General features: G+C 57.0%; 11 protein-coding genes. All 11 read left to right on the top strand.

The features are described from left to right. The first annotated feature begins 66 nt into the window (after nt 1-66). The 11 genes from RDU76_11180 to RDU76_11230 all read left to right on the top strand — a co-directional run bounded on the left by RDU76_11180 (nt 67) and on the right by RDU76_11230 (nt 15,308). Nucleotides 67-1,578, top strand: coding sequence for a capsule assembly Wzi family protein (locus RDU76_11180; GenBank protein ID MDQ7799482.1), 1,512 nt, complete (start codon nt 67-69; stop codon nt 1,576-1,578). Beyond that, nucleotides 1,578-2,414, top strand: a complete 837-nt coding sequence (locus RDU76_11185; protein ID MDQ7799483.1) for a geranylgeranylglycerol-phosphate geranylgeranyltransferase — start codon at nt 1,578-1,580, stop codon at nt 2,412-2,414. The genes RDU76_11180 and RDU76_11185 overlap by 1 nt, the downstream gene beginning before the upstream one ends. Before the next feature lie 15 nt (nt 2,415-2,429). After that, on the top strand, nt 2,430-3,245 hold the full coding sequence (gene uppP, locus RDU76_11190; protein MDQ7799484.1) for an undecaprenyl-diphosphatase UppP: 816 nt from the start codon (nt 2,430-2,432) through the stop codon (nt 3,243-3,245). Between the two features lie 14 nt (nt 3,246-3,259). Further along, the gene (locus RDU76_11195) at nt 3,260-5,287 is read left to right on the top strand and encodes a diguanylate cyclase (GenBank protein ID MDQ7799485.1); all 2,028 of its coding nucleotides are present in this window, start codon (nt 3,260-3,262) and stop codon (nt 5,285-5,287) included. 146 nt (nt 5,288-5,433) lie between these two features. After that, on the top strand, nt 5,434-6,306 hold the full coding sequence (locus RDU76_11200; GenBank protein ID MDQ7799486.1) for a tyrosine recombinase XerC: 873 nt from the start codon (nt 5,434-5,436) through the stop codon (nt 6,304-6,306). A gap of 17 nt (nt 6,307-6,323) precedes the next feature. Next, nucleotides 6,324-6,695, top strand: coding sequence for an ASCH domain-containing protein (locus RDU76_11205; GenBank protein ID MDQ7799487.1), 372 nt, complete (start codon nt 6,324-6,326; stop codon nt 6,693-6,695). 240 nt (nt 6,696-6,935) lie between these two features. Then, on the top strand, nt 6,936-9,782 hold the full coding sequence (gene ppdK, locus RDU76_11210; GenBank protein ID MDQ7799488.1) for a pyruvate, phosphate dikinase: 2,847 nt from the start codon (nt 6,936-6,938) through the stop codon (nt 9,780-9,782). A 482-nt stretch (nt 9,783-10,264) separates the two neighbouring features. After that, complete coding sequence (locus tag RDU76_11215; protein ID MDQ7799489.1) at nt 10,265-11,479, top strand: NAD(P)/FAD-dependent oxidoreductase; 1,215 nt, start codon at nt 10,265-10,267, stop codon at nt 11,477-11,479. Next, entirely contained in the window at nt 11,480-13,102 is a 1,623-nt protein-coding gene (locus tag RDU76_11220) for a sensor domain-containing diguanylate cyclase (GenBank protein ID MDQ7799490.1), read from the top strand. Next, nucleotides 13,099-14,382: a UDP-glucose/GDP-mannose dehydrogenase family protein gene (locus RDU76_11225; GenBank protein MDQ7799491.1), complete on the top strand. Its 1,284-nt coding sequence runs from the start codon at nt 13,099-13,101 to the stop codon at nt 14,380-14,382. Before RDU76_11220 ends, RDU76_11225 begins: the two co-directional genes overlap by 4 nt. Beyond that, entirely contained in the window at nt 14,379-15,308 is a 930-nt protein-coding gene (locus RDU76_11230) for an SDR family oxidoreductase (GenBank protein MDQ7799492.1), read from the top strand. The genes RDU76_11225 and RDU76_11230 overlap by 4 nt, the downstream gene beginning before the upstream one ends. Nucleotides 15,309-15,311: the final 3 nt, after the last annotated feature.

The raw sequence follows: 15,311 nt of genomic DNA on the forward strand, positions 1-15,311 counted from the left end.
CTTTTTTTATAGGGACCAATAAATTTGCTTGAAAAACATGCCTATAATATGATAACTTAAAAGGGTATGAGAAAGATAATTATATTAGCCAGCCTGCTGGCAATCCCTTTCTTGGCCCCAGCCAATGAAGACAGCCGCGATATTCCGCTGGACCACTGGTCATACCCCGTTCTGCAGAGATTTCAAGCCAAGGGATATGTAAGCCTGCCGGTATCGAAGCCATACCAGCGATGGCAGGTGATCGAACAGCTGCAGGATCTTTTACGCCGACAGATGGACGGGGCGGCGGGCCTGTCAACCACCGACCGTTATTATTTTGACCAGCTCAGCCAGGAGCTTAATATCGGGACAACAGATAGAAGGCTGTCTGATGAAGAAATATTTTCCTACGATGATGGAAGAGCCGCCCTCAGCGCCGATATCAGCCTGGGGCTGGAAGCCGCCATCTCCCATAACGAACCACCTCAGAGCCGGGGAACGGGGATGCTGGATGTTTTTGGAGGGATGCCGGACATTTTCATTTTTGACCAGAGAATAACTTTGACCCTGGAAAAAGAAACCGAGAAGGTCGAGAGATTATCCGGCAGCCTGAAAAGCTGGAGGGGAGGAGAATACTCAACCGGATGGGCTTACTTCCGGACGTCCCATCCCTATTTGGCCCTTACTTTGGGCCGGCAGCAGAGATGGTGGGGCCCGGGCACTTTCGGCACCTTGCTGCTTTCGGACAATTCGGAAGGGTTCGACGCCGTTGATCTCGAACTTAATTATAAGAGAGTTGAGCTCCAGTCCTTCTTCGGAATATTGAGCACCGACCAGAAACGCTATATCTCCGGGCATCGGCTGGGAATCAAGCTGCCGTGGAACATAGGGTGGGGTTTTTCAGAGGCGGTGGTTTACCAGGCCAATCAGATCGATCCGGCCTATATGAATCCCCTGCTGCCCTATTATGCCAACCAATGGAACCAGCGGGATGATGACAATGTCCTATGGTCGGCGGATATTCGCTGGACGCCCGGCCGGGGTTTTTCGACCTACGGGGAACTTTTAATGGATGATGTGCAGTATGAGCAGGATCCGCCGGCCCCCCAGAAACTGGGCTTTCTGCTGGGCGGCCACTGGGCAGATCCGGCCGGGCTGACGGATTCCGACCTGAGGGTAGAATGGGCCGGCAACCAAAAATGGGTATATACTCATCGCAGATACGCCAATCGCTATGTAGGGGCAGATACCGTCCATATACTGGGCCACTGGGTGGGCACCGATGCCGACGCGCTGGACATGGTTCTGGAACACCGGTTTCATCCCCGTCTGAATGCCGGAGTAGGATATCAGATGGAAAGGCACGGGGAGGGGAGGATCGACCGGGGCTATCTTGAGGCCGATGATCCCGGTACTTCATTTTTAAGCGGAGCCTTCAGCCGGATGGACAAGGGTGAAATTATCTTTCAATGGGAGCCTTTCTACTGGGTCGATCTGACAGCGGATATCTGGCTGGCTTATGTAAAAAATCCCAACAACCGGCCGGGAACCGGCTGCAACGACCGGGGCCTGGACCTGTTGATAGAAATATATTTTTAATGAAGAAGATCAGAGACATATTGGAACTTTCCCGGATCGGCAACGTAGCCATCACCGGATTCTCGGTGCTGATAGGCACCGGCGGGGATGTCGGATCGGCCAATATTCGCCTGGTGATCATGGCGGTCATCTCTGCGATGATCATTGCCGCAGGCGGCAATGCCCAGAATGATTATTACGACCAAAAGACAGACGCCGTAAACCGGCCGGAACGGCCGATCCCCTCGGGGCGCATTTCTCCCCGCTGGGCTTTTATTTTCAGCCTCCTTTGTTATCTCTCCGGCATTGTTCTGGGATGGTTGATCGGCAGGGATACCGGTCTGGTGGCCTCCGTTGTGGCGGTATTGCTTTGGCTGTATGCCGCCAGGGGAAAGATGATGGGGTTGGGCGGGAACCTGATCATCGCTTTGATATGCGCTTCGGCTTTTATCTACGGGGGATTGACCGTCAACAATCCGGTGCTGGCGGCATTTCCGGCGGTATTTGCCTTTCTGATGCACCTGTCCCGGGAGATCATCAAGGACGTTCAGGACCTATCCGGCGACAGGCAGTCGGGGGCCAGGACCCTGGTCATCAGGGCCGGCCACAAGAGAGCCCTGTCCGTTTCGGCCTTCAGCCTGCTGCTGCTGGTAAGCTTCAGCCCGGTGCCTTATCTGATGGAGATTTATAATATCAGGTACCTGCTGGCGGTTGTTCTGGGGGTGGACCTGGTGCTTTTGCCGATGATCTATCAGCTGTTAAAAAATCCACTGGGAGTCGATTACGCCAAGCTCAGTTTCATATTAAAAATCGACATGCTGGTGGGACTGATGGCCATTGCCGTGGGGATATCGTAATTAATAAAGGAGTTTATGAACCTTTTTCAGGCGGTCATTTTAGGCTTGGTGCAGGGGTTGACAGAGTTTCTGCCGGTCTCCAGCTCCGGACATCTGGTGCTGTTCGAGGAATTCCTGGGGCTGGGCGCCAGCAATCTCCGCTTCGAGGTGGCCCTGCATCTGGCCACCCTGCTGGCGGTATGCTTCGCTTTCCGTCGGAGGATTGGCAAACTGATCAAGGCCGTTTTTACCGGACGGATAAGGCGGGTCAGGGGGGAATGGCAGTTCAGCGACGACAATCTCCGGCTGGCCCTGATGCTGATCCTGGCCACCATCCCGGCGGCGGTGATAGGCATCCTCTTTGATGATCTCATCGAGCAGGCTTTCAACAATCCGGTGGCGGTGTCGCTGGCCTTGCTGGCCACCGGGGCCATTCTTTTCGGGACCGGAAAAGTGGCCAAGCGGCAAGAGAAGATCTCCTGGAAACACTCTTTGATCATAGGCTTTTCCCAGGCCCTGGCCATATTGCCCGGCATCTCCCGCTCCGGGACCACCATCTCGGCCGGGATCTATTCCGGGGTCGACCAGGAAAAGGCGGCCGAATTCTCCTTTCTGCTGTCCATACCGGTGATACTGGGGGCCGGCCTTTTGGAATTCAAGGATGTGCTGAAGACCGGCCTGCCGCCGGGCGAGCTGGAGGCGATCATATTAGGCGGGCTGGCAGCTGCGCTGTCGGGTTATCTGGCGATAAATATCCTGCTGAAAATAATCCGAAATTCCAAGCTGCAGTATTTTGCCTATTACTGCTGGGCGGCGGGCCTGATCTCGCTGGCATGGCTGCTTTTAAAATAACGTAAGGTAAAGATATGTCCAAAGCCAAGATAAACCCCATCAAGGTGTTTTTGATCATTCTGGCAACGGCAATGATCGTGGGCCTGACCGCCGGGTATTTTTACCGTCCGCTGGAACCCTCGCTGCAGAAGAGCATCAGCCTGACGATCATGGGTTTTTGTCTGGCCCTGCTGGGGATATACGCAATTCTGACGATCAGATACTGGCGGGTGGAAAAACGGGGAAGCTGGCAGTTTTTTCAGGTCCTGATCCTGACCGCCGCCACCGGCCTGGCGGTCCAGCTTAGCGGAGCTGTGGCCTCGCCGCTGGTGCTTTTATACGGCCTGTTGATAGTCCTTTCCATCTTCCGCAGCGATAAGTGGAAAGCCGTGCCTCTGGCATCCATCCTGCTGATCGAGCTGGGTTCCAGTTTTCTGGGCGGACGCTGGCGGCAGGAATTGCTGCCGGGCATGACTATAACCGCCGCATTGATACTGCTCTATGTCATCAGCTTGGTAATCACCAGGCGGGGGCGCAGTTCCGGAGCAGGCGGCCAGCCGGTAATGTCATTCGATGAGCCGGTTACCGTCCAAAAAGACCTTAAAGAGGACCTGGCCTCGCTGTGCAGCCTGATACAGGCGGCCATGAGAACCAAGACCAGCGCCATTTTCCGGGCTGACAATCTTACCGGCACTTTGAATATGATGGCTTTCAAAAGCTACAGCGCCGAGGTCATCAAGGATGCCTCCCTGGAGATCCGCAGCAGCCTTTTGGGCTGGGCGGCCCGGGAGCGCCAGGGCCTTTTATATGCCAGTTACGAAAGGGACTCAAGGGACCTGGGATATTACCGAAAATCCGAGGAGGTCCGCTCGGTGCTGTCGGTGCCGGTGCTGCAGGAGAGCGAAGTGATCGGGGTGCTGGTGGTTGACAGCGAACAGGCCGGGGCTTTCAATGAAAACGACAAGATTCTTTTGGCCGGGTTCGCCGAGGAGGCGGCCAAGTTGGTGCATTTTCATCAGAGCCACTCGGCCCTGGGGCTGGAGAAGGACCGGCTGCAGCAGTGGAACAGCCGCCTGGAGCTGATGGCCTCACGCCTGAAGGTCAACGATGTCATCAGGATAATCCAGGAGCTGATCCCCCGGCTGGTGCCCTGCGACCATATAGTCCTGCTGGAGGTGTTGCCCGAGCCGGGGAAGGCCCGGGTGCTGTTGTCCGACCCGGCCAATGCCGGCTACCCCGCCCCGGGAACGGAGATAGACATTGCCGGCTCGCTGTCCCAGCAGGCGGTCGATCTAAAGGAATGGCGCTCGGTGGATGATTTTTATAGGCGGTCCATAGGCATCAATCGTTTCTCAGGAGACGAGCGACCGGACCACGGATTTCGCTCGGTGCTGGCGGCGCCGCTGTTATACGAGGATGTCTGCCATTACGTGCTGGTGCTGGAAAGCCGCCAGCCTAAAGTCTTTGAGGCCGACCGCGACACCATTCACATCATCGCCGGGCAGTTCTCGCTGGCCCTGAAGAGCGCCGCCATGTACGAGGAAAAGGAGAATCTGGCCATCCGGGACGGCCTGACCGGGCTGGCCAACCATCGCCGGTTCCAGGAATATCTGGAGGAGACCATTACCAAGGCCGGCAGCCAGCCGGTGGGCATAGCTCTGTTCGATATTGATTTCTTCAAGAAACTCAACGACAATTACGGACATCCCATAGGCGATGCGGTGCTCAAGGAAGTGGCCGCCCGGCTGAAGAGAAGCATCTCGTCCTTCGACTTCGTGGCCCGCTACGGCGGAGAGGAATTCATAGCGGTGTGGCCGGGACGGAACGACAAGGAGACCGCCCAGCTGGCCGAGCAGGTGCGCCTGGCCATAGAGGGAGAAAAATTCAAGACCACGGCCGGGGATTTGCCGGTGACCGTCAGCCTGGGGGTGGCTTCCTATCCCCAGGACGCCAAGAAGAAGGCCGAATTGATAAAAGCAGCCGATGAGGCTCTGTATGCGGCCAAGAAGGGCGGGAGGAACAAAGTGGTCCGGTTCGCCGCCATGGAGAAGGACCCGGGTTAGCCACCAAGGCACAAAGGCTTTTACTGTCATTCCCAGGTGACTTCAATGCAATACAGGTTGAGGGATGCGGAATCGTCACCCATTTGGATAGTATGATAACCGGCAGGTCTCAGGGTGACAGCGTCAAGTCATATTTTTATAAAAGTATGCCCATTAATAAATTCATAAAATATATCAAAGTCCAGCGCAATTTGGCCGACAACACCTGCCAGGCCTACCAGCGGGACCTGCGGCAGTTCTTCGATCATCTTAAACATGATGACCTGACCAAGATCGACCGCAATACCATCCGCAATTACCTGGGAATACTGCAAAGGCAGGGATTGGACAAGCGTTCGGCGGCCAGAAAGCTTTCGGCCATAAAAGCCTTCTTCAAATACTGCGCCCGGGAGAACATCATTCCTTCCAATCCAGCCCTGGGCTTGAGATCTCCTAAATTGGACAAGAAGCTGCCTTCGTTCCTTTCCGAACAGCAGGCGGAGGAGGCCGTCCAGTCAAACCAGGAAAAGCCGGAGGATACGGTCCGCAACAATGCCATTATGGAACTGTTATACGGCAGCGGATTGCGGTCATCGGAATTGCTGGGACTGAAGGCCGGGGATCTGGACCTCTCCGGCGGGCAGGTCAAGGTCATGGGCAAGGGCAGCAAGCAAAGGATAGTGCCGCTGACCCGCGAATCCATCAGCGCCTTAAAAAAATACATTGCCGGGCGGGAGAATCAGGAAACAGTTTTCCGGGGGGCGCGGGGGATGGCCCTCAACCGGAGGCAGCTGCAAAGGATCGTCCAGACACGAATCCGCTCGGCGCATTACGGGGGCAAGGCCAGCCCCCACGTTCTGCGGCATTCCTTTGCCACCCATCTTTTGGACCGGGGGGCCGACCTGAAGGCGGTCAAGGAACTGTTGGGCCACGCCAACCTGTCCACCACCCAGATATACACTCACATCACCACCGATCGTCTCAAAAAGGTCTACCAACAGGCCCATCCCCGGGCGGACGACGAGGGGGATGATAAATAAAATCCGAAATTAAACAGATGATATATAAATGCCTGTCAATCGTTAAACCCAACGGTAATAATGTAGCCAGTGGAATTAAGACTATTGAGGTCAGAAGGTGGGAACTGCCGTTTTTCCCATTGAAGGATCTGATCATAATAGAAAACGATAATTATCTTTCGAAGCACTACCAGGAAGAGAATGGCATGATTTTGGCAATGGCCGATGTGATTGATGTCCGGCCCTGGGAGGAAAAAGATCTGATAGCATCATGCGCGAAAGTCTATGAAAAGGGCTATCTGGCCTGGATCTTGTCGAATATAAGAAAAATCAGCTATCCTGCACCGGTTCCGGCCAAGAGGAAAATCTATGAATTGGAATTGGATGAGGGGCAATTGGAATATCAATAAAATTATACGAAAACATAGGGGCGGGTTTCAAACCCGCCCCTACGACCGCCCCCTTGGCCCCCTCCGATACGGAGGGGGATCGTTGTTTGCCCTCTCCAAATGCGTTTGAAGAGGGCGGGGTGAGGGCAAAAAACATCCCGTTGCAAATCAAATTCATTTGTGCTAAAATAACCACTTGTTTTGGAAACCAAAACCCAACAACATATATATTGCCGTGTGATCACGGCAGGAGGAGTTCAAATGTCCAAGTATGTCTATTTCTTCGGCGGGAAATCGGCCGAAGGAAGCGCCAGCGACAAGAACCTTTTGGGCGGCAAGGGCGCCAACCTGGCCGAGATGTGCCATCTGGGGATCCCGGTGCCGGCCGGATTCACCATCTCCACCGAGATGTGCACCGTCTTCTACAAGAACAACAAGAAATATCCGCCGGAGCTGAAAAAGCAGGTGGAAACCGCCCTAGCCAAGGTGGAAAAGGTGATGGGCATGAAGTTCGGCGACAAGCTGAACCCCCTGCTGGTCTCGGTGCGCTCCGGAGCACGCAGTTCCATGCCCGGAATGATGGAGACGGTGCTGAACGTCGGCCTGTGCTCGGCCACCATCCCCGGGATGATAAAGAAGACCAACAACCCCCGCTTCGTCTACGACGCCTACCGCCGTCTGATCATGATGTACTCCGACGTGGTGATGGAAAAGGCCGCCGGAATGGAGCCCAAGGAGGGCCAGGGGATCCGCAAGCAGCTGGACGACATGCTGGGCGAGGTCAAAAAGAACAAGGGCTATAAGACCGATGCCGATCTGACCGAGAACGATCTGATAGATCTGTGCGGCCGCTTCAAGGCCAAGGTCAAGGAAGTAATCGGCCAGGAATTTCCCGATAATGCCATGGATCAACTATGGGGCGGCATCGGAGCGGTGTTCTCCTCCTGGAACGGCAAGCGGGCCATCTCCTACCGGAGGATAGAGGGCATCCCCGATGAGTGGGGAACCGCGGTCAACGTCCAGGCCATGGTGTTCGGCAACATGGGCGAATCCTCGGCCACCGGGGTGGCCTTCTCCCGCAATCCGGCCAACGGCGACAACCACTTTTACGGCGAATGGCTGGTCAACGCTCAGGGCGAGGACGTGGTGGCCGGCATCCGCACCCCCAATCCACTGAACGAGGACACCAAGAACGAGCAGAACAGGCATATGTCCTCCCTGCAGACCGCCATGCCGGAGGTCTACAAGGAACTGAACGGCTTCCGCAACCGCCTGGAAAAGCACTACCGCGACATGCAGGACATCGAATTCACCATCCAGGAGGGCCGTTTGTGGATGCTGCAGTGCCGCATCGGCAAGCGCACCGGCACCGCCGCCCTGAACATGGCCATGGACATGGTGGAGGAGAAGCTGATCACCAAGGCTGACGCCGTCACCCGGGTGTCCCCGGCCCAGCTGGACGAGCTGCTGCACCCCATCGTCGACCCGGCCGCAGAGAAGAATTCCGCGGTGCTGGCCAAGGGCCTGCCGGCCGGACCGGGCGGGGCCAACGGCCAGATAGTCTTCACCGCCAGCGATGCAGTGGCCTGGCAGAAGCAGGGCAAAAAGGTGATCCTGGTCCGCGAAGAGACCAACCCCGAGGACGTGGAGGGGATGAGGGCCGCGGTGGGCATCCTGACCGCCCGGGGCGGAATGACCTCGCACGCCGCTCTGGTGGCTCGGGGCTGGGGCAAGTGCTGCATCGTGGGCAGCAGCTCCCTGCATATCGACGCCCATACCAAGACCATGAAGGTGGGCGACAAGGTTTTCAAGGAAGGCGATCATATCACCCTCAACGGGACCCGGGGCTACGTCTATGCCGGGCAGCTGGCCATGATCGATGCTACCGAGAACCCACGCTTTGTAGGCTTCATGAAATACGTCGATTCCTACCGCCAGCTGAAGGTCCGCACCAACGCCGATACCCCGGAGGATGCAGCCAAGGCCCGGGGTTTCGGGGCCGAGGGCATAGGGCTGTTCCGCACCGAGCACATGTTCTACGGCAAGAATTCCGAAGCCCCGCTGTTCTGCCTGCGCAAGATGATCATCTCCCAGAGCGTCAAGGAGCGCCGGGCGGCCCTGGCCGAGCTGTACCCCTTCGTCAAGAAGGATATCAAGGCCACTTTGGAGGTGATGGACGGATTTCCGGTCACCATCCGGCTGCTGGACCCGCCGCTGCACGAGTTCGTGCCCACCCGCCAGGAGGAGCGCAACAAACTGGCCCAGGCCCTGGGCATCACCCCCGAAGCGCTCGATAACCGGGCCGACGATCTCCACGAGTCCAACCCCATGATGGGCCACCGTGGGGTGCGCCTGGGCGTCACCTATCCCGAGATCACCGAGATGCAGGTGCGGGCCATCCTGGAATCCACCGTGGAGCTGATCAAGGAGGGCAAGAAGATCAGCCCTGAGATCATGGTCCCGGTGGTGGGAATGAAGAACGAGCTGGTGGACCAGAAGGCCATCGTGGACAAGATCTATGCCGAGGTATGCGCCAAATACGGCGTCAAGAAGATCGACTACATGTACGGCACCATGATCGAGGTTCCGCGGGCGGCGCTGACCGCCAACCGGATAGCCGAAACGGCCGAGTTCTTCTCCTACGGCACCAACGACCTGACCCAGATGGGCTTCGGATTCTCGCGCGACGACATCGGGGGATTCGTGCCGGCCTACGTGGAGAAGAAGATCCTGCCGGCCGACCCCTTCCAGATACTGGACCAGGAGGGCATCGGGCAGCTGCTGGAGATAGGCATCCAGCGGGGCCGGGCCACCAGGCCCAACCTGAAGGTGGGCATCTGCGGGGAGCACGGCGGGGAGCCGTCATCGGTGGAGTTCTGCCACCGGGTGGGAATGAACTACGTTTCCTGCTCGCCGTTCCGGGTGCCCATTGCCAGGCTGGCCGCGGCCCAGGCGGCTATTAAAGACATGAAGGCAGAGAAAAATAAAATCGGAAATCGGAAACCGAAGGTGGTGAAGCCGAAAGCGAAGCCGGCCGGAAAAGCGAAAAGCGTGAAGCGGATAGCGAAACCAATCAAGAAAGTTGGTAAGAAAAAAGGCAGAAAGTAATCTGACCTATATTAAAAGCCCCTTCAGCAATGAAGGGGCTTTTAATTTCCTTCCCCTTATGCTTTAGAAGATGAAGGGTGAGGTTGTTTTATAACTCACCCACTTTCAAGAGGGCAATGCATGTTAACCTCAGTGCAGGCCCTCAAGCCCCTCACGGTGGATAACGGGGACCTCTGGACACACCCCTCAATTCCCTCTTTTTAGAGGGGATGCTGGTTCTGTGGATTCCCGCCTGCGCGGGAATAACAATTGTGGATTGCTTAATAAGGGAAGCGGGGAAGTCGTTTCGCAATGACAAGTTGGCATAAAATATCCCTTTGAGCCTTGGTGTCTTGGTGGTTCAGCCCTGGGCCAATAAAAATCAAATATTTTTCACAAATATATTGCAAAGTTGACATAAAATTTGGTATTATGTAAGTTATTGAAGTTACACAAATAAGGTCAATTTTATCGCTACCTCGGAAAAATCAAAAATAGATGTAATAGTCATCGGCGGTGGTCCTGCAGGGATGATGGCGGCCGGAACGGCAGCCCAAGGCGGATCATCAGTTCTTTTATTGGAAAAAATGTCTTCCCTGGGCAAAAAACTGCTGATCACCGGCCAGGGCCGCTGTAATATCACCAACAACCTGGAAGCAAAGAAATTCATCGCCGATTGCGGCCTCAAGGCCCGTTTTCTATACGGAGCTCTGTCCCGATTCGGTTATGAATCCACCTTAAGGTTCTTCGAGGAGCTGGGCCTTAAGACCAAGCTGGAGCGGGGCGGGCGGTATTTCCCGGAGAGCGACAGCTCCCGCGACGTGCTGGAGGCCCTGGAGAGATATCTGGCTGCTGGAAGGGCCAAGGTGACAACCAATGCCAGAGTCACCGGCATCCGAAAGGAACGGGAGGGATTCAGCGTTACGGCCGGAACCGAAGTTTACCGATCGAACAGATTGGTCATCGCCACCGGGGGTAAGTCCTATCCCGGCACCGGCTCCGCCGGGGACGGCTATGCCTGGGCATCGGACCTGGGCCACAGCGTCAGCCCTTTGAAACCATCGGACGTCCCACTTAATGTCAAAGAGGATTTCGTAAAGGAACTGCAGGGCCTGAGTTTAAAAAATGCGGAACTGACCTTTGCCCGCGGCTCAAAGAAGATAAAATATTTCGGGGAGATGCTTTTCACCCACTACGGCATCTCCGGGCCGATCGTGCTGGATGCCAGCCGGGTGATCGGCTCCTGGCTGGATGACGGCCCGGTGGACTGCCGGCTGGACCTGAAGCCGGCCCTGGATGAGGAGACCTTGAATCGGCGGCTGCAGCGCGAGATCCCGGCCTCCGGTAAAAAGACCTTCAGGATATTCATCAAGGAATACCTGCCGGCCAAGCTGATACCGGTATTCATCAAACTGTGCGTGATCGACGGCGAGTTGAGGGTCAATCAATTAAATGCCGGACAGCGCAAAAAGGTCATCGAACTTTTAAAGGATATCAGATTTACCGTAACCGGCTTGCGGGGTTTCGACGAAGCGGTGGTTACGGCCGGCGGGGTGGATCCGGACCAGATAGACCAGGCCACCATGGGATCCAAAAAGGTCAAGGGTTTATATTTCTGCGGTGAGATACTGGACCTGGACGGGCCCTGCGGTGGTTACAACCTGCAGATAGCCTGGTCCACCGGGTTCCTGGCAGGCAAAAGTGCAGGGGAAAAGTAAATGCCGAACCGAGCCAAAAGAGCCATACACATCATCTCCTTTGAGGAGAAATTATCCGGCTGGGTCCGGTGGGCGGTGCTGTTCCTGGCCTTGCTGCTGGTGACCCTCCGGCCCCAGGATCTGGCCGGGCATTACCTGGGCCTGTACTTGACCCTGGGCCTGGCGGCTTTATACAACCTGCTGGTGTTCTTTGCCGGAAGAAAAATGCTTAAATTCCTGAGGGCTTTTTGGGTGAGCCTGGTGTTCGATCTGGTCTTCGCCAGCCTGCTGATCGCTTTTACCATGGGAGCCCAGAGCCAGTTCTTCTATCTGTACTACCTGACGATATTCCTGGCGGCGGTCTCCGGCAACCGGCAGGCAGCCCTTAAGGTCACCGTCCTGGCCTCGGGAATGTATTTTCTGGCCCTGATATGGAGGGGCGAACTAAGCTGGGACCAGTACTTTTTATACGACCTGCTGTTCAAGATCGGGTTGCTGTCGCTGACCGCCTTCTGGGCCGGGCTGCTGTCCGACCAGCAGAAGAGATGGCGGCTGCGCAACCAGGAGCTGTGCCAGATCGCCGACGAATGGACCAAGACGGCCTCCGACATCCAGTCAGCCGCCCTGTTCGGGATGGGCGCCCTGCTTTCCTCCTCCCGCAACATCGAGGAGACCCTGAACCTGACGCTGGATGCGGTGCAGGACCTGCTGCAGGCCGACCGCTGTTCCATACTGCTGTTGGACCACGACACCAATGAGCTGGTCTTAAGAGCCTCGCGGGGCGTTCGGGCCGGGGCGGTGGGCAAGCTGAGGCTGAAGAGCGATCAGGGCATCGCCGGCGAAGTGTTGAGGACCGGCCAGCCGCTCAATGTCCCGGACACCGACAAGGAGCCGCTGTTCGTTCCTTCTCCCAAGCACTACCATAACCGGATCCGCTCCATGCTGGTGGTCCCGCTGATCATCCGTGACAGGCGGATCGGGGTGATCAACATCTCCGAGGTCAAGTCCAACCGCAAGTTCAGCGAGAGCGAGCTGGCGGCCATGGTGTTGGTGGCCAATTATACCGCTGTGGCTTTGGAGAACGCCGGCATCCTGGAGGAGAAGGAGAAGGAGGCCACCACCGACGGACTGACCGGGCTTCACAACTACCGCTACTTCATCGAGGAATTCGGCCGCCGGCTGGAGCACTGGCAAAAGAAGCAGGCCATGGTGTCCCTGATCTGGCTGGACCTGGATTTCTTCAAGGAATACAACGATAATTTCGGCCATCTTAAGGGCAGCGAGATACTGAAACGCCTGGGCGATATCATGAAAACAGCGGTGGGCGTGAAGGAGGCGGTCTATTTCCGCTACGGCGGCGACGAGTTCGCCGTGATCCTGCCGGGGGTGGAAAATCAAACAGCAGTGGAGAAGGCCGAGAGTGTCAGACACAGCATCTACCATACGGAATTTGCCGAAAGAAAGCCGGGGGGCAAGCAGCTTTCCGCCAGCATCGGGGTGGTGAGCTGCCCCGCTGACGGCCAGGAGTACCGGGCCCTGATAGAAAAGGCCGATCAGGCCATGTATCACGCCAAGGAGAGGGGAAAGAACCAGGTGGCTTTCTGGCAGGACGATAAAATAATAATCTACAGGAGGAAAGAATGAAGCTGGCAGTGGTGGGCACCGGCTACGTGGGCCTGGTGTCGGGGGTTTGTTTCGCCGAATGGGGGCATCAGGTGATCTGCGTGGACAATGATACCGCCAAGATCGAGATGCTGAAGAAGGGCCAGATCCCGATATACGAGCCGGGGTTGAAGGAACTGATGGACAAGAATATTCAGCGCCTGGAGTTCTCAACCTCCATCGAGGAGGCCACCGACAAGGCTGACATCATCTTCATTGCGGTGGGCACCCCGCCCCGGCCCAACGGGGAGGCCGACCTTTCGGCGGTGGAGACCGTGGCCGCCACGGTGGCCCGCCGGATGAAAAGCTACAAGCTGGTGGTGGAGAAATCCACCGTGCCGGTGCAGACCGGGGACCGGGTCAAGCAGACCATGGCGGTCAACAACCTCAACAAGGTGGAGTTCGACGTGGCCTCCAACCCGGAGTTCCTGAGGGAGGGCACCGCCATCGAGGACTCCCTGAAGCCCGACCGGGTGGTGTTCGGCACCGATTCCGAGCGGGCAAAGAAAATGCTGCTGGAGCTGTATTCGCCGCTGGGCTGCCCCATCGTGGCCACCGACATCCAGAGCTCGGAGCTGATCAAGCACGCCTCCAATTCCTTTCTGGCCATGAAGATCTCCTTCATCAATGCGGTGGCCAACGTCTGCGAAAAATCCGGCGCCAACGTGGAACAGGTGGCCGAGGGCATGGGACTGGACCGGAGGATCGGCCGGAGCTTTTTGAACGCCGGGATAGGTTTTGGCGGCTTCTGCTTCCCCAAGGACCTGCAGGCCTTCATCCGGATCTCGGAAAAGCTGGGATACGATTTCAAGCTGCTGAAGGCGGTGGAGGAGATCAACGAAGACCAGAAGAAACTGTTCGTCAAGAAGATCGAGGAGCTGGTGTGGAACATCTCCGGCAAGACCATCGGGATGCTGGGGCTGGCCTTTAAGCCCAACACCGACGACATGCGCTTCGCCCCCTCCATCGACATCATCGAGGCCCTGCAGAAGGACGGAGCCAAGATCCGGGCCTACGATCCGGTGTCCATGGACCGGGCCCGGCAGGTGCTGAAGGACGTCCACTATTGCAATGATCCATATGACGCGGCCCGGGATGCCGACTGCCTGGTGATAGTCACCGAGTGGGAGGAGTTCAAAGAACTGGACCTGGCCAGGATCAAATCGCTCCTGAAGGTCCCGGCCATCGCCGACGGGCGTAACATCTTCGATCCCGGAAAGATGAAGGAGCTGGGATTCATATACCGGGGCATCGGCCGATGAGACTGCTGGTGGCCGGGGGAGCCGGCTTTTTGGGCTCCCATCTGTGCGACCGCCTGCTGTCCGACCGGCACCAGGTGACGGCCCTGGACAACCTGATAACCGGGAGTCTGGAGAACATCAGCCACCTGCAGGGGAACAAGGATTTCAGTTTCATCGAACAGGATGTCACCCAGCCTTTCAAGATCGAAGGCCAGATAGATTTCATCCTCGACCTGGCCTCGCCGGCCAGCCCGATAGATTTCGTCAAGATCCCCCTGGAGATACTGCTGGTGGGGTCGTACGGCGTTCATAATCTTTTGGAACTGGCCAGGGAGAAGCGGGCCGGATTCCTGCTGACCTCCACCTCCGAGGTATACGGCGACCCCCTGGTGCACCCCCAGAGCGAGGACTACTGGGGCAACGTCAACCCCATCGGGCCACGCAGCGTCTACGATGAATCCAAGCGCTACGCCGAGGCCCTAAGCATGGCCTACCATCGCTATCGCGGTATCGACACCCGTATCGTCAGGATATTCAACACCTACGGGCCCAGGATGCGCCTGGACGACGGGCGGGTGGTTCCCACCCTGATCGACCAGGCTCTGAACGACCGGCCCCTGACGGTTTTCGGGGACGGCAGCCAGACCCGCAGCTTCTGCTACGCCTCGGACCTGATAGAGGGCATCTATCTGACCATCAAGTCGTCGGAGCACCAGCCGATAAACCTGGGCAACCCCCAGGAGATGTCCATTCTGGAATTTGCCCGGGCCATCAAGAAATACACCGGCACCGGGTCGGCCATCGAGCACCAACCGCTGCCGGCCGATGATCCCAAGGTGCGGCGGCCCGATATCAGCCGGGCCAGGAAGATCCTGAAGTGGGAGCCCCAGGTCGGCTTTGAAGAGGGTATAAAAAAGACCATCGACTGGTTCGCGGCAAAAAAGTAAGCA

The sequence above is a fragment of the Candidatus Edwardsbacteria bacterium genome (assembly GCA_031082425.1).
Taxonomy (GTDB): domain Bacteria; phylum Edwardsbacteria; class AC1; order AC1; family EtOH8; genus UBA2226.